Below are 26,236 nucleotides of genomic sequence, written 5' to 3'. Positions count from 1 at the left end.
GTACGACCGGGAGCGGCGCACCGTCGCGCCCGCCCCCCACATCGCCCCAGCACGCAGAACGGCCCCGACCCCAGGTGAAGGGGGGCCGGGGCCGTCAGGCCGTCCGGTACAGTGAGACTCAGGTGACCGCGCCGCGGCAGGCTGTAGCCACGTCCGTCGCCATGCTCCCGCCCTCACTCGCCAGCCGGGACAGCGCCGAGATGTCACCACGCCGCGCCGCAGCCGCGATCATCTCGAACTGGCCCGTCAACGCCCGCGACGCCGCGATCACGTCCGCATCGTTCGCGATGATCGGGACCTCCGACATGCCGTCCATCGCATCCGTCGTCTCCCGGGCCAGCTGGGGCAGACCCACCGAGCCGTCCCCCACGCCCTGAGCGAGGGCGCCCCAGTCCCGCATCACCTCACCGGCGCGCTGGCACGCCTGGAGGTCCTGCGGGTCCGGCCCGGACGCCGCCGGAGCCGCCGCCGGAGGCGCAGCCGTGGTCGGGGCCGTCGCCCGGTCGAACCCGTCCTCCACGGCGTCCCCGTTCCCGAAAACCGACACAGCACCGATCAGCGCGAACACCGCGACGACGCCGATCCCGACCTTCTTCGCGCGGGACATCCCACCGCCGCCGGGCTCCTGACTACCCGACCCGGCCGGAGCCGGGGCCGGTGCGGGCTGGCCGGCGGGAGCGAACCCCTGCCGCGGCGGCCGCCCCGGGGGCTGGCCGGCGCCCGGCGGGACGTGCCGCAGCTGGTGCGTCGGCGCGTCCATCGGGTGCATCCCGGCCGGAGGCATCCCCGGCCCGGGGCGCTGACCGGGGTGCGGCGGCCCGGCGCCCTGCATCGGACCGGTCTGCGGGGCCTGCGGCGGAGCATGGCCGGCGTCCTTGACGCGGCGGTACACCTCCGCCTGCTGCCGCTCCTTCGCAGCCTTGTCGAGGATCTTCTGGCGCTTCTCCGGGTTCTTGACGCCCTCCGCGCGCTTCTCCAGCTGGCGGGCGGTGACGTCGCACATCTTCGCGAGAATCTCGGACACGGGGTTCCTCCTGGGGTGTGGGCACGGCAAAGCGGACCGTGCGGATTGGGGCGGTTTGTGATGAGACGTCGCCGGAGGTGTTGCGGTGCACCACGTCCGGTGGATCGTCAGGTGGCCGTAAGATTCGGAAGATGCCCGTCGCGCGGCGATCGCACCGTTCGCGCGTGCCCGGCACACGGCGGAGGAGGTGTACTCCTTGAACGGGCAGGGCGGCGGCACACCCGCGACCCCACCGACTTCCCGGTCGCGCACGTCGCTGTCGACCCGCCCGGCCGACGACCGCGTCCGCGCCGAGTGGGACCGCCGCTCCGGCCGCTCGGTCCCGGCGGGGTGACCCGGGCGGTGTGTCGGCTTGCCCGGTCGCACCCGCCCGTCGAGAGTCGATCTCGTGCGTCGCGTCCCGTCCGTCCTGTTCGCCCTGCTGTGCACCGTGGCGGGACTCGCCGTCCCGGCCGGGACGGCGCACGCCGCCGGACCGGAGCGGGCGGTCGTCGCCGTCTCGGTGGCGACGGTGTGGACCTCTCCCGCGAGCCCGCGCCCGTCCGACCGCGCCGCGGTCTCCGCCCCGGCCGACCCGGCGGCCTGGCTCGCCGCGATGAGCGTCGACGAGCGCCGCGAGCTGACCACCGCCTCGCGCACCCAGACCCAGGCGCTGCTCGGCACCGAGGTGCTGGTCACCGCGCGGCGCGACGGCTGGGCGCAGGTCGTGGTGCCCGGCCAGCCCTCGGTGAAGGACCCGCGGGGCTACCCCGGGTGGGTCCCGGCCGCCCAGCTCGTCACCGACCCCGCGTTCGCCGCGCTGCCGGCCTCCGGCACCGTCGACGGCACCGCCACCACCTGGCTGTACCGCGACACCGCCCGCACGCAGCGGCTCCGCGAGGTCAGCGCGGGCACCCGGCTGCCCGTCCTCGCCCGGGCCGGGGACGTCGTGCGGGTCGCGCTGCCCGGCGGGGAGCAGGCCTGGGCCGCGGCCGCGCACGTGCGCGAGGGCGCCCCGGCGGCGCCGACCGGGCAGGCGCTGGTGCGGACCGCGCGGCTGTTCCTCGACCGCCCCTACCTCTGGGGCGGGCGTTCCGGGTTCGGGCCCGACTGCTCCGGACTGACCGGGCTCGTCCACGCCCTGCACGGCGTCACGATCGGCCGCGACGCCTCCGACCAGGCCCGCGGCGGGCGCCCGGTCGCCCGGGACGCGCTGCGCCCCGGTGACCTGCTGTTCTGGGGGTCCCCCGCCACCCACGTGGCCCTCTACGCCGGCGACGGCATGATGATCGAGGCGTTCGACGCCACCACCCCCGTGCGGCTCACCCCGGTCCGCTTCGACGGGACCTTCTCCGGGGCGCGTCGTCACCTGACCACTTGACGAGGTGTGACGGCCACCCCGGTCGTTCCCCCGGCCCGTCGTGGATGCCTACAGTGACCGGCGTGCCGCCGCCGACCCGTCTCCGCGCCGACGCCTGCCCCGGCGTCGTCTCGCCGCACCCGGCCGCGGACGGGGCACTGGCCCGTGTCCGGCTGCCCGGCGGGACGATCACCGCGGACGCACTGCGGGCGGTCGCCGGGCTGGCCCGCGCGGCCGGGGACGGCGCCGTCCACCTGACCTCGCGGGGCAACCTGCAGCTGCGCGGGCTCGACCCGGCCGACCCGCGCCCGGTACGCCTGCTGGCCGCGGCGGGGCTGCTGCCCTCGACCACCCACGAGCGGGTCCGCAACGTGCTGGCCTCGCCGCTGTCGGGGATCACCGGCGGGCTCGCCGACGTCCGCGGGCTGGCCGCCGCGCTCGACCGCGGTCTGTGCGCGCGTCCCGCCCTCGCGGCACTGCCCGGGCGGTTCCTGTTCGCCCTCGACGACGGCCGCGACGACGTCGCCGCCGAGCGTCCCGACCTGTGCTGGCGCGCGCGGGGACCCGGCGACGGCGAGCTGCTCGTCGCCGGCGTCGCCACCGGGGTCCGTCGCGCGCCCGCCGACGCCCCGGAGCTCCTGCTCGACGCCGCGGCCGCGTTCCTGCGGCTGCGCGACGGGCACGCCGGCGACCCGGCCGCGCGCGCCTGGCGCGCCGCCGAGCTGCCCGGCGCCCCCGCCCGCATCGCCGAGGCCGTCGGCGGCGGGCGCGCGCCGGCCGCCGCGGGCCCGGACGCGGCGCGCGGGGGGCGCCCCACCGGGGTCGGCGGGCTCGGCGGCGGGGCGTGGGGGGTCGCACCGGTGCTCGGCGAGCTCGCCGCCGACCGTCTCGACCTGCTCGCCGACGAGTGCGGCGGCGCCCTGCTCGTCACGCCGTGGCGCACCCTGGTGCTGCCCCGTCCCCGGCCCGGCGCGACCGGGCGGCTGGCGGCGGCGGGCCTGGTCGTCGGGCCCGGGCACCCCGCGACGCTGGTCAGCGCCTGCGCGGGCGCGCCGGGCTGTGCGAAGTCGCTGGCCGACGTGCGCGCGCACGCCCGCGCGCTGATCGGCCGCGGCCCGCTGGGCCCGGTGCACGTGTCCGGCTGCGCGCGCCGGTGCGGCGCCCCGCACTCCGCGCACACCGACGCCGTCGCCACCGGGGCGGCCACGTATCTCATCGACGGAAGAACAGGGGTGCTCCGCTGAGCGGGTACGACTACATCACCGACGGCGCCGAGATCTACCGGCGCTCGTTCGCGACGATCCGCGCCGAGGCGGACCTGTCCGGGCTTCCCCCCGGGATGGCCGACGTCGCCGTCCGCATGATCCACGCCTGCGGGCAGGTCGACCTCGTCTCCGACATCGCCGCCTCCGACGGCGTCGTCGGCGCCGCGCGGTCCGCGCTGCGCGCCGGCGCCCCGATCCTGTGCGACGCGATGATGGTCGCCTCCGGCGTCACCGCGGCGCGGCTGCCCGCCGGCAACGAGGTCCTGTGCCTGCTGCGCGACGACCGCGTCCCGGCCCACGCCGCCCGGATCGGCAACACCCGCTCGGCGGCGGCGCTGGAGCTGCTCGCCGACCGGTTCGAGGGCGCGGTGCTCGCCGTCGGCAACGCGCCGACCGCGCTGTTCCACGTGCTCGACCTCATCGACCGCGGTGCCCCGCGCCCGGCGGCGGTCATCGGCATCCCGGTCGGGTTCATCGGCGCCGCGGAGTCCAAGGCCGCGCTGGCGCAGCGGACCGACCTGGAGCACCTCGTCGTGCACGGTCGCCGCGGCGGCTCGGCGATCACCGCGGCCGCGCTCAACGCGCTGGCCCACGAGCAGGAGATTCTCGCGTGACCGGGACCCTCTACGGCGTCGGGCTGGGCCCCGGCGACCCCGAGCTGACCACGATCAAGGCGGCCCGCCTCGTCCGCGACGCCGACGTGATCGCCTACCACTCCGCCCGGCACGGGCGCTCCATCGCCCGGCGCATCGCCGAGCCGCACCTGTCGGGCACCGCGATCGAGGAGGCGCTGGTCTACCCGGTCACCACCGAGACCACCGACCACCCCGGCGGCTACCAGGGCGCGATCGACGACTTCTACACCGAGGCCGCCGCCCGGCTCGCCGCGCACCTCGACGCGGGCCGCGACGTCGTGCTGCTCGCCGAGGGCGACCCGCTGTTCTACGGCTCCTACATGCACATGCACAAGCGCCTGGCCGGCCGCTACCGCACCGAGGTCGTCCCCGGGGTCACCTCGATCAGCGGCGCCGCCGCGGCGCTGGGGCAGCCGCTCGTCGAGCGCGACGAGGTGCTCACGGTGCTGCCGGGCACGCTGCCGCGCGCGGAGCTGGCCCGCCGCCTCGCCGACACCGACTCGGCCGCGGTGATGAAGCTGGGCCGCACGTTCACCGTGGTCCGCGAAGCCCTGGCCGACGCGGGGACGCTGGAGCGCGCCCGCTACGTCGAGCGCGCCACCATGGAGGGCCAGCGGACCGGGGCGCTGTCCGACGTGGAGCCCGGCGACGTCCCCTACTTCGCGATCGCCCTGGTCCCGGGGCAGGTCGCCGCGTCGGTGCCGGCCGGCGCCGCGGCACCCGCCGGGGAGCCGGCGGACGCGCCGCCGGTGCGCGGGCCCGGCGAGGTCGTCGTGGTCGGGACCGGGCCGGCCGGGCGGGACTGGCTGACCCCGCAGGTCGCCCGCGCGCTGTCCGAGGTGGACGACCTGGTCGGCTACGGGCCCTACCTCGACCGGGTCCCGCCGAACCCGCGCCAGACCCGGCACGCCTCGGACAACCGGTTGGAGTCCGAGCGGGCCGCGCACGCGCTGGACCTGGCCGCGTCCGGGCGGCGGGTCGCGGTGGTCTCCGCGGGCGACCCGGGCGTGTTCGCGATGGCGACCGCCGTGCTGGAGGTCGCGGCGGAGCCGAAGTACACCGGTGTCCCGGTGCGGGTGCTGCCCGGCATGTCCGCCGCGCAGGCGGTGTCGGCCGCCGTCGGGGCGCCGCTGGGCCACGACCACGCGCTGATCTCGCTGTCGGACCGGCTCAAGCCCTGGGACGTCGTCGCGGACCGGCTGCGCGCCGCGGCCGCCGCCGACCTGGCCATCGCGATCTACAACCCGCGGTCGCGGGCCCGGCCGTGGCAGGTCGGCGCCGCCCGCGACGTGCTGCTCGAGCACCGCTCGCCGGACACCCCGGTGGTGCTCGGCCGCGACGTCGGCGGTGCCGGGCAGCGGGTCGTGGTCACGACACTCGGCGAGCTCGACCCCGAGCAGGTCGACATGCGCACGCTGGTCGTCGTCGGGTCCTCCACGACCCGCGCGGTCGAGCGGGGCGGCGAGACCGTCGTGTTCACCCCGCGCCACTACGGCCCGGGCGGGACGACCACCGGCCCGGACGCGGAATCCCGCTGCGGACCCGATCCGCGCTAGCGTCGCGCCGTGCAACCGGAGGTGCGGCGCTTCTCCCCCGACGACTGGGAGCAGGCCCGTGCGGCGCGGCTCGCCTCGATCCGCGACGGGTTCGGTGAGGACAGCGACTTCTACCGCGAGCAGGCCGCGATGGAGGCCGCCGCCTGGCGGGTCGTGCTGACCGAGCACGTGCGCTTCGGCGCCTTCGACGGCGACCGCCCGCTCGGCACGGCCTGCTGGCGGGCCGGTGACGACGGGGACGGTCTGCTCTACGGCATGTGGGTGCACCCCGACGCGCGCGGCACCGGGGTCGCCGACGCGCTGGTCGACGCCGTCGCCGCGACGGCGGCCGAGCAGGGCTCGGTCACGCTGACGCTCAAGGTCGAGCCCGGCAACGCCCGGGCGCTGGCGTTCTACCGCCGGGCCGGCTTCCGGGCCGTGCAGCCGGCCGGGCCCGGCCTGGTCGACATGACCCGGCGGCCGGCACCGTGAGCCCGAGCATCCCGAGCAGCCCGGCCGGGCCGGTGAGCCCGGCGGGGCGCAGGTCGCCGGGCAGCCCGCGCAGCGCCGCCGTCGCGGCCCCGGCGGCCCGGCCGGCGGCGAGCCCGGCCTCGGCGTCCTCGACGACCAGGCAGTCGCGCGGGTCGGCGCCGAGCGCGGCCGCGGCCGCGCGGTAGCCCTGCGGGTCGGGCTTGCCGCGCGCGACGTCGTCGCGGGCGACGAGCACCGGTGCGACGATCCCGGCCGCGCCGAGCCGGGCGGCGGCCAGCCGGCGGTCGGCGCTGGTCACCACCGCCCACCGGACGCCCGCGGCGTCCAGGGCGGCGAGCAGCGCGTGCGCCCCGGGCAGCGCCGCGACGTCGGCGAGGTCGTCGTACTGCAGCTCCAGCTGGCGGGCCGCGGCGGCGTCGAGTGCGGCGCCGTCCAGGTCGGGGCGCAGGACCCGGATGGTGCCGTCGCTGGGCACGCCGTGGGCGACCCGGTCCAGCTCCGCGGCCGGGACGCCGTACTCGGCGGCCCAGGCCCGCCACGACCGCGCCACCGCGGCGTCGGAGTCGACGAGCGTGCCGTCCATGTCGAACAGGACCGCGGCGTACACCGCACCACCTCTTTCCCCGGGTTTCTCTCGGACGGCGAGCATATCGCCGCCTGGCAGGATCGTGTCGTGCGAGCTGTGCGGATCACCGCGTTCGGTGCGGCGCCCGAGGTCGTGGACCTCCCGGATCCCGCCCCACCCGCGGGCGGCGTGGTCGTGCGGGTGGAGGCGACCGGGCTGTGCGCCAGCGACCGGTTCGCCTGGGCCGGGCACGACGGCGACGTCACGCTCCCCCACGTGCCGGGCCACGAGCTCGTCGGGCGGGTCGAGGCGACCGGCGCCGGGGTGAACCGGTTCCGGCCCGGGGACCGGGTCACCACCCCGTTCGTCTGCGGGTGCGGGACCTGCCCCGAGTGCCGCGGCGGCCACGCCCAGGTGTGCCCGCACCAGCGCCAGCCCGGGTTCACCGACGACGGCTCCTTCGCCGGTCTCGTCGCACTGCACCACGCCGACCACAACCTCGTGCCCGTGCCCGACGGCGTCGACGCCGCGGGGGCGGCCCTGCTGGGCTGCCGGGTCGCGACGGCGTACCGCGCGCTGATCGCGCGGGGCGGGCTGGTCCCCGGGGAGCGGGTGCTGGTGCTCGGCGCGGGCGGCGTCGGGCTGGCCGCGGTGCTGATCGCCACCGCGCTCGGCGCCGACGCGGTGGTGGCCGACCCGCAGCCGGCCGCGCGGGAGCGGGCGCTCGCGCTCGGCGCGGTGGCCGCCGTCGACACCGCAGGCGGGCCGGACGCGGTGCGCGACGCGCTCGGCGGCGGCACCCGGCTGGCCCTGGAGGCCGCGGGCCGGGCCGACGCGCTCGAGCTGGGCCTGCGCGCGCTGCACCGGCTGGGCACGCTCGTGCAGGTGGGGCTGCTGTCGCGCGCCCCGGTCGTCGCGGTACCGCTGATGATCGCCCGCGAGCTGACCGTGACCGGCAGCCACGGCATGGCCGCGGCGGACTACCCGCCGCTGATGGCGCTGGTCGCCGACGGCCGGCTCGACCCGGCGCGGCTGGTCACCCGGCGGACCGGGCTCGACGCGCTGGCCGGCGCGCTCGCGACGCCGCCGGAGCCGGGCGAGGTGCTGGTCGCGCTCCCCTGACCCCGTCGCCCGCCGGTCAGGTCCCGAGCAGGCGGGCCAGCGCCGCGTCCACCCCGGACTCGACCGCGACGCCCGCGGGCAGCGCCGGCCGGTCGACCACGACGACGGGCACCCCGCGTTCCCGGGCGGCGGTGAGCTTCGGCGCGGTCGCCGCCCCGCCGGAGTCCTTGGTGACCAGCACGTGCGGGTCGATCCCGCCGAACAGGGCCCGCTCGGCGTCGAGACCGAACGGGCCGCGGTCGAGCAGCAGCGTGTGCCGCGCGGGCAGCGGCGGCGCCGGCGGGTCGACGGCCCGGATCCAGAACGCGGCGTCGACGACCGCGAAGTGCGCGAGCCCGCCGCGGCCGGTGGTGAGCAGCACCCGCCCGTGCACCGGCGGGAGCAGCTCCGCCAGCAGTGCCGCGGCCGCGGCGACCGACCCCGCGCGGTGCCAGCGGTCCCCCGGCCCGGCCGTCCACCCGGGACGGCGCAGCACCACCAGCGGCACGCCCGCCTCGGCGCAGGCGGTGGCGGCGTGGGCCGTCATCGTCGCGGCGAACGGGTGGGTCGCGTCGAGCACCCCGCCGACCCGCTCCGCACGCAGGTACGCGGCCAGCCCCGCCGCCCCGCCGAACCCGCCGACGCGTACCTCGCCGTCGGGCAGCCGGGGGCTGCGCACCGCCCCGGCCAGCGACGACACCACCCGCACCCCGGCGGCACCGGCCAGTGCGGCGGCCGCGGCGCGGCCCTCGGTGGTACCGCCGAGGACGAGCACCGTGCGGATGGCGTTCACACCCGTCAGGGTAGGCGGATGGCGATCACGACCGTGGTGTTCGACGTCAACGAGACGCTGTCCGACCTCACCCCGATGGCCGAGCGCTTCACCGCCCTCGGGGCGCCCGCGGAGCTGGGCCCGCTCTGGTTCGCGAGCACCCTGCGCGAGGGCATGGCGCTGGCGGCGGGCGGTGAGATGCGCACCTTCGCCGAGCTGGCGACGGCGACGGCGGCCGGGCTGCTGGCGCGCCACGGCGTCGCCGACCCGCAGGGCGGCGCCCGGCACGTCGTGCAGGGGTTCCTGGAGCTGCCCGTGCACCCCGACGTGCACGAGGGGGTCGCCGCGCTCGCCGCGGCCGGGCTGCGCCTGACGACGCTGTCCAACGGCGCCGCGTCGGTGGCGGAGAAGCTGCTCGGCGACCACGGCCTGCGCGAGCGGTTCGCGGCCGTGCTGTCGGTCGAGGACGCGGGCATCTGGAAGCCCGCCCCGGCGTCCTACGGCTACGCGCTGCGCACCCTGGGGGTCGGGGCGGGCGAGGCCGTGATGGTGGCGGTGCACCCGTGGGACCTGCACGGCGCCGCGCGCGCCGGGATGGCGACGGCGTGGCTCGACCGCGGCGGCGACGACTGGCCCGGCCACCTGACTCCGCCGACGTTCACCGTCCGGTCGCTGCCCGGCCTGGCCGGGCTGCTGGCCTGACTCAGACCGTCGCCAGGACCGGCTCGAACGCCAGCTCGGCCGCCCCGACGAGCGCGCCGTCGCGCCCGAGCGGGGACACCGCGAGCCGCACGCCGCCGGCGGCCCGGCTGACCAGGCTGCGCCGGCGCAGCTCGGCGCCGACGCGCTCGACGACCGTCGGCGGGAGCGCACCGAACAGGTCCCCGAGCACGACCAGCTCGGGGGCCAGCATGTTCACCACGGTGATCAGCCCGGCGCTCATCCAGCCCGCGTAGTCGGCGAGCAGGTGGTCCGCCCGCCCCGGGACGGCGGCGAGCGCGCGCAGCTCGGCGACCAGGACGCCGCGCGGGGTGTCCTCGGGCAGACCGAGCGCGCGGTTCAGGGCGGGCTCGCCGACCTCGGTCTCCCAGCAGCCGTGCGACCCGCAGAAGCACTCCCGCCCGTCCGGGCGGACGAGCAGGTGTCCGAGCTCGCCGACGTAGCCGCCGGTGCCGCGCAGCGGGCGCCCGCCGGACACCACACCGCCGCCGACGCCCACGTCGGCGGACAGGTACACCATGTCGGCGACGTCGCGCCCGATGCCGCGCAGGTGCTCGGCCAGCGCGCCGGCCTCGGCGTCGTTGGCGACCTGCACCGGCCGCTGCAGCACCGCCGACAGGCGCGCGCCCAGCTCGACGTCGCGCCAGCCGAGGTTGGGCGCCTCGTGCACGAAGCCGTCGTCGCGGCGCACGACGCCGGGCACCGACACCCCGACCGCCGCCTCGCTGACGCCGAGCTCGTCGCGCAGCAGCGCGGCGGACTCGGCGAGGTGGGTGATCACCTCGCCGGGCAGCCGGGTGGTGCGGTGCAGGTTCCAGCTGTGCCGGCCGAGGATCTGCCCGCCGATGCCGACCATCGCCAGCGCGACCTGCTCGACCCGGATGTCGACGGCGAGCACCACCGCGGCCTGCGGGTCGGGCAGGACCAGCAGCGACGGCCGTCCCGCCCCGGAGCGCTGGGCGGGGACGGCCTCGGTGACGACGCCGGCCTCGGCGAGCCCGTCCACCACCGCCTTGATCGTGCTGCGGTTGAGGCCGAGCTCGCCGGCCAGCGTCGCGCGGGTGCAGGGGCCGTCGACGTGCAGGCGGCGGAGCAGGACCGCCCGGTTGTGCCGGCGCGCGTCGTCGGGCCGGGTGCCGGCCCCGGGCTGGGTCACCTCATCTCCCGGTGGCCGCCGCCCGCCGCCGTGACGCCACGTCGACCCCGGCCGCCAGCAGCAGCACCAGCCCGGTCACCACGAACACGACGGCGGCGGGCTGCTTGAGCAGGCCGAGGCCGTTCTGCACGGTGGCGAGCACGGTGCCGCCGATGACGGCGTTGCTGACCCGGCCGCGCCCGCCGAACAGCGAGGTCCCGCCGATGACGGCCGCGCCGACGGCGAACAGCAGCGTGTTGCCGCCACCGGCCGCCGGGTTCACCGACCCGATCTTGGAGGAGTAGACGATCGCCCCGACCGCGGCGAACGCGGTGGAGATCACGAACACCGAGGCCCGGATCCGGGCGACGTCGATGCCCGCCCGCCGCGCGGCCTCGCGGTTGCCGCCGACGGCGTAGACGTGGCGGCCGAACCGGGTCCGGTCCAGCACCCAGGTGCCGAGCACGAGCAGCACCAGCACCACCGGGACGACGTAGGGGACGCCCGCGATCGCGATCACGCCGGGCGAGCGGTCCTGCACGAGCGCGAGCGTGACCAGGCCTCCCAGCACCACGACCGCTCCGATCTTGATCAGGACGAGCCCGGTCGGCGGCGCGACGAGCCCGCTGCGCAGCCGGGCGCGCAGCCGGACCAGCTGCACCGCCGCGTAGCCGACCGCGACGACGCCGAACAGCGCCCAGGACGCCGCGACCGAGAGATTGCCGTTCGCGACGGCGTTGATCAAGGGGTCGCGCAGCGCGATCGTGCCGCCGTCGCCGATGAGCTGCAGGATCACGCCCTGCCAGGTGATGAACAACGCCAGCGTGACCACGAACGACGGCATCCCGATCCGGGCCACGAGGAACCCGGTGAGACAGCCGATGACCACGCCGACCCCGACCGCGAGCCCCATCACGGTGAACGCGGTGGCCGGTACGCCGACGACCAGCAGCACCGCGGTGAGCAGGCTGATCACCGAGCCGGCCCAGACCCGCACCAGGGCGGCCAGGACGGCGGCGGCGAGCATGGCCGCGACGAGCAGCACGAACACGACCGTGCCGGTCGCGCCCAGCACGTTGCCGTCGCTCATCAGGTGCACCGCCATCAGCGCCGCGGCGAGCCCGGACGCGGTGCCCGCGGCGAGGTCGATCTCCCCGGTGAGCAGCACGAACACCAGGCCCATGGCGATGATCGTCGGGCCGGCACCCTGCTGGAGCAGGTTGGCGAGGTTGAGCAGGCTCGGGAAGGTGCCGCCCGAGTCCAGCAGCGTGAACAGCACGAACAGCGCGGCCAGGCCCAGCAGCGCGGGCAGCGAGCCGAGGTCGCCGCCGCGCAGCCCGCGCAGGTAGGAGCCGATCGCCTCGCGGGTGGTGCGGGCGGTGGTGTCGATGCCGAAGTCGGCGGCCCGGTTGCCCGGGTTCGCCCGGCGGGCGGCGCTCTGCTCCGTGCCCGCTGCGGGCGTCGGGTCGGTCACGGTGTCTGCTCCGCGGTCGTCGTGGTGGGTGGTCATCCGTTCACCGCCGACTCCGGGCGGGGCAGGCCGAGCTCGCCGGACCGGCCGGCGGTGATGAGCTGGACGACCTCGGAGTGGGTGACCTCGCGGGTCGGCACCTGGGCGACCATCCGGCCCAGGTAGAGGCAGGCGATCCGGTCGGAGACCTCGAAGACGTCGGCCATGTTGTGGCTGATGAGCACGACGCCGAGGCCCTGCTCGGCGAGCCGGCGCACCAGGTCGAGCACCTGGCGGGTCTGCGCGACGCCGAGTGCCGCGGTGGGCTCGTCGAGCAGCACCACCCGCGAGTCCCACAGCACCGCCTTGGCGATCGCCACGGTCTGGCGCTGCCCGCCCGACAGCGACGCGACCGGGGTGCGCACCGAGGTGACGGTGCGGACCGACAGCGACGCGAGGGTGTCGCGGGCGGCCTGCTCCATCGAGCCCTCGTCGAGCATCCAGGACCGGCCGCGCTCGCGGCCGAGGAACATGTTCTGGACGATGTCGAGGTTGTCGGCCAGCGCGAGGTCCTGGTACACGACCTCGATGCCGAGCCGGGAGGCGTCGGTCGGGGCGTTCACGGTCACCGGCGCGCCGTCGAAGACGACCTCGCCCGCGTCGATCGGGTGGATCCCCGCGACGCACTTGACCAGGGTGGACTTGCCCGCGCCGTTGTCACCGACGAGGGCGGTCACCTCGCCGGCACGCACGGTCAGGTCGACGTCGTGCAGGACCTGCACCGCGCCGAAGCTCTTCGAGACGCCACGCAGGGCGAGGATGGGGTCGGCCACGTCGGGCACCTTCCACGTCGGGCCGGGCCGCGGCGGGGTCTCCGCCGCGGCACGGGGGTGGGGTCCTACTGGATGCCGAGCTGGGTGCAGGCGGCCTGCGTCTCGCCCGTGCAGATCTCCGAGGCCTTGACGTAGCCGGCGTCGGTGACCTTCTTGACCGAGTCCTTGGTGATCAGCTGGGGCTCCAGCAGCACGGACTTGACCTCCCGGTTGCCCTTCGGGTCGTTCACGGTCTGGGTGGCGACGCCGTCGGCGCCCGCGGTGTCGCCCTCGGCCAGTGCGCCGGCGAGCTTCGCGGCGGCCTCGGCCTCCTGCTCGATCGGCTTGAACACCGTCATGTACTGGTCGCCGCGCAGGATCGCGGCGAGGCCGTCGGCGGTGGCGTCCTGGCCGGTGACCGGGACCTTGCCGTTGAGTCCGTACTTGGCCAGGACGGTGATGATCGCGCCGGCCAGGCCGTCGTTGGCGGCGACGACGCCGTCGACCTTGCCGCCGTTGCCGGTGAGCAGCTGCTCGAAGGTGGTGCCACCCACCTGGTTGTCCCACTTGTCGATCTTCTGGCTGGCCACCAGCTTGAGCGCGCCCGACTCGTACTTCGGCTTCAGCACGGTCTGCTGGCCGTTGTAGAACAGGGTCGCGTTGTTGTCGGTCGGGGCGCCCTCGATCTCGATGACCTGCGCACCCTGCTTGTTCCCGATGCCCTGGACCAGGCCCTGGCCCTGCAGCGCGCCGACCTTCTCGTTGTCGAAGGAGACGTAGTAGTCGCTGACGCCACCGAGGTTGAGCCGGTCGTAGTCGATGACCGGGATGCCCTGGGCCTTGGCCTTCTGCGCGACGGCGGTGCCGCCGTCGCTGCTGATCGAGGCGATGATCATGACCTTGACGCCCGAGGAGATCATGCCGTCGGCCAGGGTGGAGAACTTCTGCTCGTCACCCTGGGCGTTCTGGATGTCGGGGTCCATGCCCTGCGCGCGCAGGGCCTTGTCCAGCATCGGCTTGTCGAAGCCCTCCCAGCGGGCCGACGAGTCGGTCTCGGGCAGGATCACCCCGACCTTGACCCCGCCGCCGGAGTCCCCGCCGGAGGGCTGGGTACCGCCGCCGCCCGCGCTGTTCTGTCCGCAGCCCGCGACGGCCAGCAGCAGGCCGAGGCCCGCCGCCGCGACCGCCCGGCGCAGCCGGGGCCCGCGCCCCGCGTTCCGTGCCCCCATCGGGGTCTCCCTCCACGACGTTGTGGACCGTTCGCATGATCACGAACGGGTGAATGTTGCGAGCGCCAACGTATTGGCGGACATGGGGCTCGCAACAGACTTCTGAATCGACACAGTTCCGAGTCGATCATTGCGATCCGGTCACGAAGGTCGAATTTGTTGTCGCAGGACCACGCCCCGTGCCCGGATCGGGTCGGTGGGGGGCGCGACGGGCGCCGGGGACGACCGGCGGTCAGGCCCGCAGCGCGGCCAGCAGTTCCCGCTCGACGGCCGCGAGCCGCGGGTCGGTGCGGTCGCGGGGCCGGTCGACGTCGACGGCCACCTCGCGCACCACCGTCGCCGGGCGTGGGGAGAAGATCAGCACGCGGTCGGCGAGCAGGGCCGCCTCGCGCACGTCGTGGGTGATCAGGACGGTGGTCCAGCCGTGGTCGTGGCGCATCGCGGCCAGCCAGTCCTGCATCGCGGTGCGGGTCAGCGCGTCCAGCGCGCCGAAGGGCTCGTCGAGCAGCAGCACCTCGCGCCCGGCGACGACCGTGCGCAGCAGCGCGGCCCGCTGGCGCATCCCGCCGGACAGCTCGCCGGGGCGGGCGTCCTCGAACCCGGCCAGCCCGAACGGCGCGAACAGCGCGCGGGCGCGCTCGCGGGCCGCCCGGCGCCCGACGCCGGCGACCTCGAGCCCGATCGTGGTGTTGTCGAGGACCGTCCGCCAGGGGAACAGCAGGTCCTGCTGGGGCATGAGGCCGAACGGGGCGCCGCGCACCGGGCCGCCGTCGACGGCGATCTCCCCGGTGACGGTGGCCCCGTCCAGGATGCCGGTCAGTGCGCCGAACAGGGTCGACTTGCCGCAGCCCGAGGGCCCCACGATCGCGACGAACTCCCCCGGCGCGACGTCGAGGCCCACGTCGTCGAGCACCGGCAGCGCGCCGTAGGCGACCGAGAGCTCCCGCACCGTGACCTTCACCGGCGGTCACCGGAGTACCACGGGGTGACCGCGCGCTGGACCAGGTAGGTCAGCGCGAACAGCGTCACCGACAGCACCGCGGTGACCCCGACCGCGGCCAGCACGAGGTCGGTGCGGAACTGGTTGCGCTGCAGCTGCATGAAGATGCCGAGCCCGGCGCGGGCGCCGACGTACTCGGCGAAGATCGCCCCGGTCACCGCGTAGGTGATCGCGATGCGCAGCGCGGTGAAGAAGCGTGGCAGCGCGCCGGGCAGGCGGACGAGGCGGAACCGCTGCCAGGGCGAGGCGCCCATCGAGCGCAGCAGCGCGGTCGCCGCGCGGTCGGTGGCGGCGAACCCCTCGATCAGCCCGACGGCCACCGGGAAGAACGTGACCAGGGCGATCACCAGCACCTTGGGCAGCAGCCCGAAGCCGAACCAGATGATCAGAAGCGGGGCGATCGCGACCACCGGCAGCGTCTGGGACGCCACGAGCAGCGGCGTGAGCGCCCGGCGCAGCCACGGCGAGAAGTCCACCGCGACCGCGACCGTCCAGGCCACGGCCAGCGACACCGCGAAGCCGACGAGGGTCGTCTGCAGGGTCGGCAGCGTGTTCTCCCACAGCTGCCCGCGGAAGGCCCAGCCCTGCTCGACCACCCGCAGCGGCGACGGCAGCACCTGCGGCCGGACCCCGGTCGCGGTCACCGCGACCTGCCATCCGGCCAGCAGCGCGGCCACCAGTGCCGCGGCCGGCCACAGCCGCCGCACCGGGCCCGGGAGCGCCGCGCGCGTCACGGCGTGAGGTAGTCGTTGGTGAACCACGTCGTGAAGTCCGGCTTCTGCCGGACCGGCGCGCCGTCAGGCCCGGTGACGGTCCCGGTGTCGTAGAGGAAACCGGAGAAGCCGGCCCACTGCTGCGGGGTCTGGAACCCCACGCGGCCCTGCGGGTCGCGCAGGAAGTCGCGGGCGAGCATCTGCGCGCCCCGGTCGACGAGCTCGTCGGAGGTGAAGGCGCCGGGGTTGGCCTCGGCCAGCATCCGGGCGGCGGCCGCCGGGTCCTGCGCGGCCAGCGCGTAGCCCCGCTGCACGGCACCCACGAACGCGCGGGCCCGCTCCGGGTTCTGCCCCAGCCAGGTCGAGTTGCCGATCAGCAGGACGTTGTAGGCGTCCGGGAAGCCGTAGTCGGTGTAGCGGAACGTGCGGAGCGGTTCGCCGCGCAGCTGCGCCTCGATCCCCTCGACGTTGACGAACGGCTCGGTGAAGTCGGCCTGCCCGGAGTAGAGCGCCTCGTAGGCGGCGGTGGACAGCACCTCGGTGCGGAACTCGCCCCGGCCGCCGTCGGCACGGATGACCGCCTGCATCTTCTGGTTCTCCCCCGGGCCCCCGAACCCGGCGTAGACCCGGCCGTCGAGGTCGCGGGGGCGCTGCAGGTCCGCGCGGTCGGCACGCACCGCGATCTCGGTGGCCCAGTGCTGCAGGATCGCCATCACCGAGGTGATGTCGGCCCCGGCCGCCCGGGAGAAGGTGAACGAGTCCTGGAAGCTGATGCCGAAGTCCGCCGCCCCGGAGCCGACCAGGGTGTCGGGCGAGGACTGGTTGTAGGGCAGGAACTCGACGTCGAGGCCGGCGTCGCGGAAGTAGCCTGCCTGCTGGGCGGCGAACAGCCCGATGTGGTTGGTGTTGGGCGTCCAGTCCAGCGCGACGCGGATCGGTGCGCCGGAGCCGGAGCCGTCGTCCCCGGTCGCGGCGCAGCCGGTCAGCGCGAGCGCCAGCACCGCCACGACGGCGAGCGGTCGGAGAGCACGGGGCAGCACGAGAGGGCCTCCCTACGCCGGTGTCACCCGGATCAGGTTCGAACGGTCGGCGGCCGGTCCTGCCGCCCTCTCAGCCTCGGTGCGCGGGCTCCCGCGGTACGTCCCCCACCCTACGCCGACGCCCCCGCGCCCTCCGTCCTCCACGGAGGGTGACCGGATGTCGCGATCCGCTCACCTGCGGTGATCGCTCCGGCGCACCCGGCGAGCCGGTGGGTCCGCCGCCGATCACGATCGTTATCGTGGCCCACGACACCCGCGACGCTGTGTCACGACCCCGCACCGGGGACGCGACGCGGAAGGGACGACATGGCGGCCTCGCTCTGGACCCCCGGCGCACCCGGGCGGCCCGCGCCCGACCCCGGCCCCGCGCTCGTGCGCGTCGCCCTGCAGGCCGGCGGCACCTCGGTGGTGCACGCCGACGTCGCCGCGCTGCTGTCCGGGATCTGCGTGGCCCTCGTGCCCGCCGCCCGGGTGGCGGGCGCCGCCCTGCTGCTCCGCGAGCCCGCCGACCCGCGTGACACCGATCGGCGTCGCGTGTTCGGCTCCGACACCGCCGCGGTGCGCCTGGGCGAGCTGCAGCGGCGGGCCGACGCCGGCCCGGGCCCGGCCGCCGAGCGCGGTGACCGGGTGCTCGTCACCCCCGACCTGACCCGCTCCGGGCCGCCCGAGCTCGCCGCCGCCGCGGCCGACTGCGGCCTGGTCCGCTCACTGGCCGTGCCGGTGCCGGTCGCGGGCCGCACCGCCGGGGCGCTGCAGCTGTTCGCCCGGGGCGGCCCGGACGACCCGCTCGGCGAGCGGCTCGCCGCCGCGCTGGCCCCGGTCGTCGCCGCGCTCGCGGCGCGGCTCACCGACGTCCGCGAGCTGGCCCGGCTGCAGGCCCGCGCGGCCCGTCCGGCCGCCCCCGAGGCGCCGCTGGACGACCGCACCGCACTGATCCCGGCGGCGCGCCGCAGCGCGGTCGCCGCACCCCGGGTCCCGGCGCCCCGCGCCCCCGCCCGGCACCGCCGTCGCGACGATCCCGCCGGGAGCTGACCGCACCGCACCGCCGCGACCGCACCGCCGCGACCGCACCGCCGCGACCGTCCCGCCGCGGACGGTCCCGCCGCCGGACGCCGAGCTACGGCGCCGGCGGGCCGGACGCGGGTCCGCCGGCCGCGTGGTCCGCGGCGGCGGCCCGGACCGCGGCCGGCTGGTGCTCCTGCAGGTAGGCCGAGACGCGCTGGCGGCTGACGCCGAACAGCCGTCCGATCCCGGCGATCGTCTCGCCCTCGCCGTGCAGCGCGACGGCCTCCTCGCGCCGGAACCTGCCCCCGACCGCGCCGAGCCCGTCCAGCGCGCGGGTGAGGGTCTCGACGATCAGCGGCCGGGTCTCGCGGGGGACGATCTCCCGCCAGCTCAGGCCGTCGGCCCGCAGCCCCTGCAGCTCGGCGACCCGCTCGCGGGCCGAGCGCAGGTCGGCGATCGAGTCCTCCAGCTGTGCGGCGAGCGCGGCCAGCGCGGCGTCGGCGTCGTCGGGCGTCCCGGTCACGCCGGGGCGGGCCCCGCTCGTCCCCCGGGCGCCCGCACCGTCCTCCGCACTGCGTTGCACCGTCGTCACCCCACCGAGCCTACGGGGTCGGCGCCGCGGCCCCGGTGCTCCGGCGTAGCGTGGCCCCCGCAAGGGGGGTTGCTCCTCCTGTCGAGTGCAGGTCCGCGAACGCGTGGAGGCATCGTGAAGCCCTATGACGTGGTCGTCGTCGGCGGCGGGTCCGCGGGCGCCGTCCTGGCGGGGCGGCTCAGCGAGGACCCGGCACGCCGGGTGCTGCTGCTCGAGGCCGGCCGGCCCGACCACCGCTGGGACCCCGTCATCCGGATGCCCGCGGCGCTGTCGAAGGCGTGGGGCAACCCCCGCTACGACTGGTGCTACGTCACCGAACCCGAGCCCGGGCTGGCCGGGCGGCGCGTCGCCGTGCCCCGCGGGAAGGTCCTCGGCGGCAGCAGCAGCATCAACGGGATGGTCTACCAGCGCGGGAACCCCGGCGACTACGACCGCTGGGCCCGCACGCCGGGCTGCGAGCAGTGGAGCGCCGCGCACTGCCTGCCGTACTTCCGGCGCCTGGAGCGGCGCGTCTCCGAGCACGGCACGCCGCTGCCCGGCGGCGGGGACGGCCCGCAGGTCCTCGAACGCGCCCCGGCCACCGGCACGCTGAACGCGGCGTTCCTGGCGGCGGCCGGGCAGGCCGGGCACGCCGTCGTCGAGTCGGTGAACGGGCCGGTGCAGGAGGCGTTCTCCCGCACCGAGCGCACGATCTCGCGGGGGCGCCGGTTCTCCGCGACCGACGCGTGGCTGCACCCGGTCGCGGCGTCGCGGCCGAACCTGACCGTGCGCACCGGTGCGCTGGTGCGCGAGCTGCGCACCGACGCGCGGGGCACCCGGGTCATCGGGGTCCGCTACCGCGCCGCCGACGGCACCCACCACGACGTCGACGCCGAGGAGACCGTCCTCGCCGCCGGCGCCGTCGCGACACCGCAGCTGCTGCAGGTCTCCGGCTTCGGCGACCCCGCCCACCTCGCCGGGCTCGGCGTCGGGGTGCGGGTGGCGCTGCCCGGCGTCGGCGCGAACCTGCACGACCACCTGGCCGTGCACCTGCAGCACGCGTGCACGGAGCCGGTGTCGCTGGCCCCGCACCGGCGTCCGCACCGGCTGCCCGGTGCCGCGGCCCGCTGGCTGGTGTCGGGCACCGGGATCGGCGCGAGCAACCACTTCGAGATCGGCGGGTTCGCCTCGACCTCGCTGGCCGGCGGCGTGCCGGACGTGATGATGCTGTTCGCGCCGGTCGCGATGCGCTTCGCCCCCGACGTGACGGTGCCCGGCCACGGCTACGAGATGCACGTGTCGGTGATGGCGGGCGACGCCCGCGGCACGGTGCGGGCGGTGTCGCGCGACACCGCGGTCGCGCCCCGGCTGCGGCAGAACTACCTGTCCTCCGACGGCGACCGGCGCCGCTGGGTCGAGGCGATCGCGCTGGCCCGCGACATCCTGGGCCGCCCCGCGCTCGCCGCCCTCGACGGCGGGGAGACCTTCCCGGGCGCGGACGTGCGCACCGACGACGAGGTCGTGGGGTGGGTGGCCCGGCGCGCGCAGAACGGTCTGCACCCGACGAGCACCGCGCGGATGGGCACCGACGAGGGCGCCGTCGTCGACCCGGCGACACTGCGGGTGCACGGCACCCGGGGCCTGCGGGTGGTCGACGCGTCGGTCTTCCCGGACGTGCCCAACGCCAACACCTACGGCCCCGTGGTCATGGTCGCCGAGCGGGCCGCGGACCTTCTCGCGGGCCGGACCCCGCTGCCGGCGGACCCGGCGCCGGGGCGTCCGGTGCCGTCGCCGTCCGCCCGGCGGTGGCCCGCGCCGGCGACGCGGGCGTCCTGAGCGCGGACGGCCCGCACACGACGGACGGGGCGGGGATCCGATCGGATCCCCGCCCCGTCCGCGGGTCGGTGGGGGCGCGCTCGCGCCCGGGCGTCACTCGCCGGTCTGGACCTGCACGCCCGACTCACGCAGCTTGTCGGCGTGGGCACGGCCGTGGTGGTTGCAGAACAGGAGCTCCCCGCCGGAGGGCAGGATCGCGCGCACCTTCGCAGCCGCACCGCAGCGGTCGCAACGGTCGGCAAGGGTCAGTTCGGGCCGGGTCAGCGTTTCGGGCTGCATAGCGGTCTCCCTCCGTCGCGGTGGCGGGCTTCGGGCGCCCACCGCCGTATCACTGTGACGACCGCACCAGCGGATCGCCCACACCTGTACAGACGCACGAGGCCCCTGCACATGTTCCCGGGATGCGTCGCGACGACCGTCACGTTCGACGTGCACCGTTCGTGCCGGTGACGCCGCGATGTACCCGCGGTGACCGATTGCGTATGAAGTTGACTGCGTGTGAATCATGCGGGGAACGCGCGTTCCGTGCAAGCGCGCCACGGTAAACACGGTGTGTCGCGGGTTACCGTGCACGGGTGAGCGCCCGACCGTCCCCCGACCGTGTGCCCGCGCCCCTGCTGTTCCTGACCGGCGGTGTCTCGATGTACGTCGGGGCCGCGCTGGCGGTGGGGCTGTTCGACCGGCTGGCCCCCTCGGCGGTGGCCGAGCTGCGGCTCGTCGGCGCCGCCCTGGTCCTGCTGGCCTGGCGGCGGCCCGGGCGGGACGCCTGGCGCGGGGTGCGGCTGCTGCGTGCGGGCGCGTTCGGGCTGGCCACCGCCCTGATGAACGTCGCGTACTACGAGGCGATCGCCCGCCTGCCGCTGGGCACCGCGGTCGCGATCGAGTTCACCGGGCCGGTGCTGGTGGCCGCGGTGGCCTCACGCCGGTTCCGCGACGTCGGGGCGGTCGGGCTGGCCGCGGCCGGCGTGCTGCTCATCGCCGACGTCCGCTGGTCCGGCAGCCCCGCGGGGGTGCTGTGGGCGCTGGGTGCGGCCGCGATGTGGGCGGCCTACATCCTGCTGGGCAAGCGGGTGGCGCGCGCCGGCAGCGGGATCGACGACCTCGCGACCGGGTTCACCGTCGCCGCCGTCGTGCTGCTCCCGCTGCTGCTCACCGGCGGTGCCGAGGCCACGACGGCGTTCGGGCTCGCCAACCTCGCGCCGCTCGCCGATCCGGTCGTGCTGGGCCTGTCCGTCGGGCTGGGTGTGCTGAGCTCGGTGGTGCCCTACGTGCTCGACCAGGTGGTGCTGCGCCGGGTGGGGCAGGCCCGGTTCGCGGTGCTGCTGGCGCTGCTGCCGGCGACGGCGACGCTCGTCGGCCTGGTCGTGCTGGGCCAGCTGCCGGGGGCGCTGGAGGGCGTGGGGATCGCGCTGGTGGTCGCGGCCGTCGCGCTGCGGTCCCGCGACGGCGACGAGCCCGTCCCCGGCCCCGCCGTGCCCGCCGGCCCCGCCGGCCCCGCCGCAGCCGAGCGACGCTGACCCCGCCGCACCGTCGCGGCAGCACCGGCGCACCGCCGTCGCCCGGCGCCGGGCGGGTCAGCGCCAGGAGCGCAGGGTCGCGATCCGCTCCTCGAGCTGCTCGATGGTCGCCATCGCCACCGGGGGGCCGCCGCAGTGCGCGCGCAGCTCGTTGTGGATCTTCCCGTGCGGCTTGCGGGTCTTGTGGTTGTGCAGCGCGACGAGGGTGTTGAGCTCCTTGCGCAGGGTCTGCAGCCGTTCCCGCACGCTCTGGCCGCGCTCGGCGGGCGGCGGGGGCGGCGGCGCGGTCGCCGGGGTGGCGCGGGCCTGCGCCCCGGTGCGCGGCGAGCCCTTCCTGATCCAGTCGGCCTGGCGCTGGGACAGCAGCGTCCGGACCTGGTCGGGTTCGAGGAGCCCGGGCAGGCCGAGGTAGTCCTCCTCGTCGGCGGAGTAGGTCGCGCCCTCGTAGATGAGCTGGTCGAGCTCGGCGTCGGCGCCGAGGGAGGTGAACGCCTTCTCCTGCTCGCCGGGCTCGTCCTTGACCTTGTTGGCCTCGTTCAGCTCGGCGTCGTTCCACACCTCCTCGGGGCGCTGCGGCTTGCCGAGGACGTGGTCGCGCTGGGCCTCCAGCTCGCTGGCGAGCCCGAGCAGCACCGGCACGCTGGGCACGAAGACCGACGCCGTCTCCCCCGGCCGCCGCGACCGCACGAAGCGGCCGATGGCCTGGGCGAAGAACAGCGGGGTGGAGGCGCTGGTGGCGTAGACGCCGACGGCCAGCCGCGGGACGTCGACGCCCTCGGACACCATCCGGACCGCGACCATCCACCGCTCGGTGGAGCGGGAGAACTCGGCGATGCGGTCCGAGGCGCCCGCCTCGTCGGACAGCACGACCGCCGGGCGGACGCCGGTGATGCGCTGCAGCAGCGTCGCGTAGGCCCGTGCCGAGGTCTGGTCGGTGGCGATGACCAGGCCGCCGGCGTCGGGCATGCCGCCGTCGCGGTGGCTCTGCAGACGCCGGTCCGCCGCGGCGAGGACGGCCGGCATCCAGTCCCCGGCCGGGTCGAGCGCGGTGCGCCAGGCCATCGCGGTCTGCTCGCGGGTCAGCGGCTCGCCGAGGCGGGCGGAGATCTCCTCGCCCGCGCTGGTGCGCCAGTTGGAGGTGCCGGAGTAGGCCAGGAACACCACCGGCCGCACGACCGTGTCGGCGAGCGCCTCGGCGTAGCCGTACTGGTGGTCGGCCCGGCTGCGCGGGGCGCCCTCGGCGTCGGGCACGTACTCGACGAACGGGATCGGGTTGTCGTCGGACCGGAACGGCGTCCCGGTCAGCGCGAGGCGCCGGGTGGCGGGCTCGAAGGCCTCGAACACGCCCTCGCCCCAGCTCTTGGCGTCACCGGCGTGGTGGATCTCGTCGAGGATGACCAGCATCCGCCGGTTCTCGGTGCGGTTGCGGTGCAGCCGCGGGTGCGCGGCGACGCCGGCGTAGGTGATCGCGATGCCGTGGTAGTCGCGCGAGGTGCCGCCCGCGGAGTTGCGGAACTCGGGGTCCAGCGCGACGCCGGCCGCCGCGGCGGCCTCGGCCCACTGGTACTTCAGGTGCTCGGTCGGGGTGACGACGGTGATCGCGTCCACGACGCGGTCGCGCAGCAGCTCGGCGGCGACGCGCAGGGCGAAGGTCGTCTTGCCCGCGCCCGGGGTCGCGACCGCGAGGAAGTCCCGCGGCGAGGTCGCGAGGTAGCGGGCGAGCGCGCTGCGCTGCCAGGCGCGCAGCGGGCGGGTCTCGGGCGACACGAGCTGGGTCTGCGACACACGTCTCCCCTGGTCCGTGGGTCGTTCCCGGGTGGGAACCGGCGAGGCCCCGCGGTCCGCGCGTCGGCGCCGACCCGGCCGTGGGGCGCCGATCAGGGTAACCGGCGGCCGGACCCCGGCCCGCCGGTGGGCGTCACCGGCCCCGGCCCGGGGCGGCGTCCGCGGTGACGGTCCAGGTCAGCCCCGGACCGCGCGCGGGCGGCGGGCGGTGAGCACGAACGCGGGCGGCATGTTGGCGGTGACGGCGCGGCCGTGCACGACCTCCTCGAAGGCGCCGGCGAGGCGTGCGCGCAGCCGGCGGGCGGGCGGCAGCGACCGGGTCAGGGTGTAGCCGAACTGGGTGAAGGCGCCGTCGGGGTGCAGTGCACCCGCGACGACGTCGGTCAGCCACGGCTCGCGCAGCGGGTAGGCGGCCCACGGCAGCCCGGAGACGATCACGTCGGCGCCGCCGAGCCCGCGCTCGGCCAGCAGCGCGGGCAGGTCCATCGCGTCGGCGACGGCGACGTCGAGCCCGGGGTGGCGCTCGCGCAGCGACGCGGCCAGGCGCGGGTTCAGCTCGACGGCGAGCCGGTGCCCGCGCCCGCCGAGCCGCTCGGCGATGACGTCGGTGAACGCGCCCGTGCCCGGCCCGAGCTCGACGACGACCGGGTCCCCGGTCTCGGGCACCGGCGCGGTCACCGCCCGCGCGAGTGCCCGCGAGCTGGGCAGTGCCGACGCGGTGCGCACCGGGTCGCGCAGGAACTCCCGCAGGAACGTGCCGGTCCCGGCCGGGCCCGGGGGGCGGCGGAGGGCGGGCGGGGCGGGGACGGTGCTCATCGGGCTCCCGGGGTCGGGGCGCGCCGGGTCGGCGCCGGGACGCCCGCGACGGTGCCCGACGGTCCTGACACGCGTACGACGCCGGGGTGAACGCGCCGCGGACGTCGGGGGTGGGGATGATGGGCGGCGATGAGCGAGAGCGACGGCGCATCCCCCACCCCACCGCCGGGTGGTCCCCTCGCGCTGACCGCGGCCGGGCTGCGGCTGGCGGCGGCCCTGTCCGCGCGCCCGCTGCTGCTCCTGCGCCGGGGCGGCGGCTGGGCCCGGGAGCTGGGCCTGGTCGGCCTGGGCCTCGGGGCCCCGGCGCCGGAGGGCGCGGGCCGCACGCTGCTGGCGCGGCGCGCCGCGCAGGTGCTCGTCGCCACCACCGGGGCCGTCGCGGGGCTGCTGGAGGACGCCGCCGCCGGCCCGGACGTGCCGCTGCCCGCCGCGGACGCCGAGCGGCTGCGGGCGACGCTGGCCGGGCTGACCGCGCTGATGCTGCCCGTCCCGCCGCCCGCCCCGGAGGGCACGGACGACACCGACGGCACCGACGCACCGGACCCCGCCGGCACCCGCGACCACGCGCCCGGCGCCGCGACCCCCGGCGCCGCCGAGCGGGTCTTCACCGCCCCGCGCGAGGACACCCCGCCGGTCCCGTTCGACACCGGCGCCCGCGACGCCCGCGGCGGCCCCGTCCCGGGCCGCGACGTCGCGGCCACCCCGGGCGCCGTCGTCCTGCGCACGCCGATGTTCGAGCTGCTGCAGTACCTGCCCCGCAGCGAGCGGGTCCACGACACCCCGGTGCTCGTCGTCCCGCCGCTGGTGCACCGCTACTGGCTGGCCGACCTGGCGCCCGGCTACTCGCTGACCGAGCACCTGCTCGCCCGGGGCCTGCAGGTCTTCGCGCTGTCCTGGCGCCCGGCGGGCCCCGCCGACGCCGCCCGGGACCTCGACGCGCACGCCGCCGCCGTCCTGGACGCGATCGACGCCTGCGCGCGGATCAGCCGGGCCCCGCGGGTGTCGCTGCTCGGGGTGCGCACCGGCGGGCTGCTCACCGCCGCGGTGCAGGCCCACCAGGCCGCGATCGGGCTCGACGACAAGGTCGCGGCCGCCGCCTACCTGGCCACCGTGCTCGACCAGTCCGACGCCCTGCCCGGGTTCGCCCCGGACCCGGACACGGTGGCCGCGGCGACCGCGCGGGCCGCCCGCGACGGCGTCCTCGACGGGGCGAGCGCCGTGGCGGCCTGGGCGTGGCGCCGCGGGCCGGACCGGGTGCTGCCCTGGGCCGTCCCGGACGGCGGGGGCACCGCCGAGCTGCACGGGCGGGCCGCCCGCGCCATGCGGGCCTGGACCGCCGACCTGCTGCCGCTGCCCGCGGGTCTGCACACCGACCTGGTCGCGCTCGCCCGCACCACCGGCGGCCCGGACGGCGGCCCGGACGTGCACGTCCTCGGCACCCCGGTGCGCTTCGCGGCCCTGCGCCGCGACAGCTACCTCGTGGCCGCCGACGACGACCCGGTGCAGCCCTGGACCGGCGGCCACCGCACGGCACAGCTGCTCGGCGGCTCGTGCCGGCTCGTGCTGGCGACGGGCGACCAGGCCGGGGCGCTGATCGCCCCGCCGGGCGTCGCCGACGGGTTCCGGGTCGCCCCCTGCGGCACCGGCGACGGCGTGGCCGCCCGCTGGCGGGCCGGTGCCGAGGTCGTCACCGGCTCCTGGTGGGACGACCTGGCCGGGTGGCTCGCCGAACGCTCCGGGGTGCTGCGCGACGCGCCCCCCGAGCTGGGCGGACGGCGCCTGCGGCCGCTGTTCCCCGCCCCCGGGACCTACCTGGGCGAGCCGGCCCCCGTCTGACCGGACACGCCGGTGCACGTCACATCGGGACAATCCCACACCG

At 76.9% G+C, this 26,236-nt stretch carries 25 protein-coding genes; 11 read left to right on the top strand and 14 right to left on the bottom strand.

Translation table 11 applies throughout. The annotated features are described in order from the left end of the window. Window positions 1-118: 118 nt before the first annotated feature. On the bottom strand, window positions 119-1,024 hold the full coding sequence (locus WJX68_RS03410; protein ID WP_340286083.1) for a hypothetical protein: 906 nt from the start codon (window positions 1,022-1,024) through the stop codon (window positions 119-121). A gap of 388 nt (window positions 1,025-1,412) precedes the next feature. Between WJX68_RS03410 and WJX68_RS03405 the strand changes: the two genes are divergently transcribed. The 5 genes from WJX68_RS03405 to WJX68_RS03385 all read left to right on the top strand — a co-directional run bounded on the left by WJX68_RS03405 (window position 1,413) and on the right by WJX68_RS03385 (window position 6,290). Then, complete coding sequence (locus WJX68_RS03405) at window positions 1,413-2,384, top strand: C40 family peptidase (RefSeq protein WP_340286082.1); 972 nt, start codon at window positions 1,413-1,415, stop codon at window positions 2,382-2,384. Window positions 2,385-2,446: 62 nt separating this feature from the next. Beyond that, window positions 2,447-3,607: a precorrin-3B synthase gene (locus WJX68_RS03400; RefSeq protein WP_340286081.1), complete on the top strand. Its 1,161-nt coding sequence runs from the start codon at window positions 2,447-2,449 to the stop codon at window positions 3,605-3,607. Further along, window positions 3,604-4,242 (top strand): precorrin-8X methylmutase, encoded by a 639-nt coding sequence (locus WJX68_RS03395; protein ID WP_340286214.1) that lies wholly within the window; start codon window positions 3,604-3,606, stop codon window positions 4,240-4,242. The genes WJX68_RS03400 and WJX68_RS03395 overlap by 4 nt, the downstream gene beginning before the upstream one ends. Beyond that, entirely contained in the window at window positions 4,239-5,819 is a 1,581-nt protein-coding gene (locus WJX68_RS03390) for a precorrin-2 C(20)-methyltransferase (RefSeq protein WP_340286080.1), read from the top strand. The genes WJX68_RS03395 and WJX68_RS03390 overlap by 4 nt, the downstream gene beginning before the upstream one ends. 9 nt (window positions 5,820-5,828) lie before the next feature. Next, window positions 5,829-6,290, top strand: coding sequence for a GNAT family N-acetyltransferase (locus tag WJX68_RS03385; protein ID WP_340286079.1), 462 nt, complete (start codon window positions 5,829-5,831; stop codon window positions 6,288-6,290). Here WJX68_RS03385 and WJX68_RS03380 read toward each other — a convergent pair. Further along, window positions 6,175-6,897, bottom strand: coding sequence for an HAD-IA family hydrolase (locus tag WJX68_RS03380; RefSeq protein ID WP_340286078.1), 723 nt, complete (start codon window positions 6,895-6,897; stop codon window positions 6,175-6,177). The two genes, WJX68_RS03385 and WJX68_RS03380, sit on opposite strands and share 116 nt — an antisense overlap. Window positions 6,898-6,963: 66 nt before the next feature. Here WJX68_RS03380 and WJX68_RS03375 point away from each other — a divergent pair, with 66 nt between their 5' ends. Continuing rightward, the gene (locus WJX68_RS03375) at window positions 6,964-7,977 is read left to right on the top strand and encodes an alcohol dehydrogenase catalytic domain-containing protein (RefSeq protein WP_340286077.1); all 1,014 of its coding nucleotides are present in this window, start codon (window positions 6,964-6,966) and stop codon (window positions 7,975-7,977) included. Window positions 7,978-7,993: 16 nt separating this feature from the next. Here the strand turns inward: WJX68_RS03375 and WJX68_RS03370 are convergent, their stop codons facing one another. Continuing rightward, window positions 7,994-8,749: a cobalt-precorrin-6A reductase gene (locus WJX68_RS03370; RefSeq protein ID WP_340286076.1), complete on the bottom strand. Its 756-nt coding sequence runs from the start codon at window positions 8,747-8,749 to the stop codon at window positions 7,994-7,996. A gap of 18 nt (window positions 8,750-8,767) precedes the next feature. On the opposite strand from WJX68_RS03370, the gene WJX68_RS03365 reads away from it, so the two are divergent. After that, window positions 8,768-9,430 (top strand): haloacid dehalogenase type II, encoded by a 663-nt coding sequence (locus tag WJX68_RS03365; protein ID WP_340286075.1) that lies wholly within the window; start codon window positions 8,768-8,770, stop codon window positions 9,428-9,430. Between the two features lies 1 nt (window position 9,431). Here WJX68_RS03365 and WJX68_RS03360 read toward each other — a convergent pair whose 3' ends face one another. The 7 genes from WJX68_RS03360 to WJX68_RS03330 all read right to left on the bottom strand — a co-directional run bounded on the left by WJX68_RS03360 (window position 9,432) and on the right by WJX68_RS03330 (window position 16,827). Beyond that, window positions 9,432-10,604, bottom strand: a complete 1,173-nt coding sequence (locus WJX68_RS03360) for an ROK family protein (protein ID WP_340286074.1) — start codon at window positions 10,602-10,604, stop codon at window positions 9,432-9,434. Window position 10,605: 1 nt separating this feature from the next. Continuing rightward, the gene (locus WJX68_RS03355) at window positions 10,606-12,093 is read right to left on the bottom strand and encodes a sugar ABC transporter permease (protein WP_340286073.1); all 1,488 of its coding nucleotides are present in this window, start codon (window positions 12,091-12,093) and stop codon (window positions 10,606-10,608) included. Next, window positions 12,090-12,866: an ATP-binding cassette domain-containing protein gene (locus tag WJX68_RS03350; RefSeq protein ID WP_340286072.1), complete on the bottom strand. Its 777-nt coding sequence runs from the start codon at window positions 12,864-12,866 to the stop codon at window positions 12,090-12,092. The genes WJX68_RS03355 and WJX68_RS03350 overlap by 4 nt, the downstream gene beginning before the upstream one ends. A 65-nt stretch (window positions 12,867-12,931) precedes the next feature. Next, window positions 12,932-14,074 (bottom strand): sugar ABC transporter substrate-binding protein, encoded by a 1,143-nt coding sequence (locus tag WJX68_RS03345; protein WP_340286071.1) that lies wholly within the window; start codon window positions 14,072-14,074, stop codon window positions 12,932-12,934. Window positions 14,075-14,306: 232 nt separating this feature from the next. Continuing rightward, window positions 14,307-15,035: an ABC transporter ATP-binding protein gene (locus tag WJX68_RS03340; protein ID WP_340286070.1), complete on the bottom strand. Its 729-nt coding sequence runs from the start codon at window positions 15,033-15,035 to the stop codon at window positions 14,307-14,309. Beyond that, window positions 15,032-15,808, bottom strand: a complete 777-nt coding sequence (locus WJX68_RS03335; RefSeq protein ID WP_340286069.1) for an ABC transporter permease — start codon at window positions 15,806-15,808, stop codon at window positions 15,032-15,034. The genes WJX68_RS03340 and WJX68_RS03335 overlap by 4 nt, the downstream gene beginning before the upstream one ends. Next, entirely contained in the window at window positions 15,805-16,827 is a 1,023-nt protein-coding gene (locus WJX68_RS03330; protein ID WP_340286068.1) for an ABC transporter substrate-binding protein, read from the bottom strand. The genes WJX68_RS03335 and WJX68_RS03330 overlap by 4 nt, the downstream gene beginning before the upstream one ends. Window positions 16,828-17,133: 306 nt before the next feature. Here WJX68_RS03330 and WJX68_RS03325 point away from each other — a divergent pair, with 306 nt between their 5' ends. Next, window positions 17,134-17,859 carry a hypothetical protein gene (locus WJX68_RS03325; RefSeq protein ID WP_340286067.1) on the top strand — a complete coding sequence of 242 codons (726 nt, stop codon included), beginning with the start codon at window positions 17,134-17,136 and terminating at the stop codon, window positions 17,857-17,859. Window positions 17,860-17,944: 85 nt separating this feature from the next. Here the strand turns inward: WJX68_RS03325 and WJX68_RS03320 are convergent, their stop codons facing one another. Beyond that, complete coding sequence (locus WJX68_RS03320) at window positions 17,945-18,424, bottom strand: hypothetical protein (protein WP_340286066.1); 480 nt, start codon at window positions 18,422-18,424, stop codon at window positions 17,945-17,947. Between the two features lie 114 nt (window positions 18,425-18,538). Here WJX68_RS03320 and WJX68_RS03315 point away from each other — a divergent pair, with 114 nt between their 5' ends. Next, complete coding sequence (locus WJX68_RS03315; RefSeq protein WP_340286065.1) at window positions 18,539-20,239, top strand: choline dehydrogenase; 1,701 nt, start codon at window positions 18,539-18,541, stop codon at window positions 20,237-20,239. Between the two features lie 93 nt (window positions 20,240-20,332). On the opposite strand, the gene WJX68_RS03310 is transcribed toward WJX68_RS03315, so the two are convergent. Next, window positions 20,333-20,518, bottom strand: a complete 186-nt coding sequence (locus WJX68_RS03310; RefSeq protein ID WP_224386619.1) for a DUF7455 domain-containing protein — start codon at window positions 20,516-20,518, stop codon at window positions 20,333-20,335. Window positions 20,519-20,880: 362 nt separating this feature from the next. Here WJX68_RS03310 and WJX68_RS03305 point away from each other — a divergent pair, with 362 nt between their 5' ends. After that, entirely contained in the window at window positions 20,881-21,756 is an 876-nt protein-coding gene (locus WJX68_RS03305) for an EamA family transporter (RefSeq protein WP_340286213.1), read from the top strand. A 57-nt stretch (window positions 21,757-21,813) separates the two neighbouring features. Here WJX68_RS03305 and WJX68_RS03300 read toward each other — a convergent pair whose 3' ends face one another. Together WJX68_RS03300 and WJX68_RS03295 are read right to left on the bottom strand one after the other, a co-directional pair. Continuing rightward, a complete protein-coding gene (locus WJX68_RS03300) occupies window positions 21,814-23,541 on the bottom strand; it encodes a DEAD/DEAH box helicase (RefSeq protein ID WP_340286064.1) in 1,728 nt (575 codons plus the stop codon). Between the two features lie 177 nt (window positions 23,542-23,718). Continuing rightward, window positions 23,719-24,357, bottom strand: a complete 639-nt coding sequence (locus WJX68_RS03295) for a class I SAM-dependent methyltransferase (protein ID WP_340286063.1) — start codon at window positions 24,355-24,357, stop codon at window positions 23,719-23,721. A gap of 129 nt (window positions 24,358-24,486) precedes the next feature. Between WJX68_RS03295 and WJX68_RS03290 the strand changes: the two genes are divergently transcribed. Continuing rightward, complete coding sequence (locus tag WJX68_RS03290) at window positions 24,487-26,193, top strand: hypothetical protein (protein WP_340286062.1); 1,707 nt, start codon at window positions 24,487-24,489, stop codon at window positions 26,191-26,193. Window positions 26,194-26,236 lie beyond the last annotated feature (43 nt).

Source organism: Pseudonocardia spirodelae, from assembly GCF_037727765.1.
Classification (GTDB): domain Bacteria; phylum Actinomycetota; class Actinomycetes; order Mycobacteriales; family Pseudonocardiaceae; genus Pseudonocardia; species Pseudonocardia spirodelae.
This window is presented reverse-complemented; position numbering and strand designations above follow the sequence as displayed.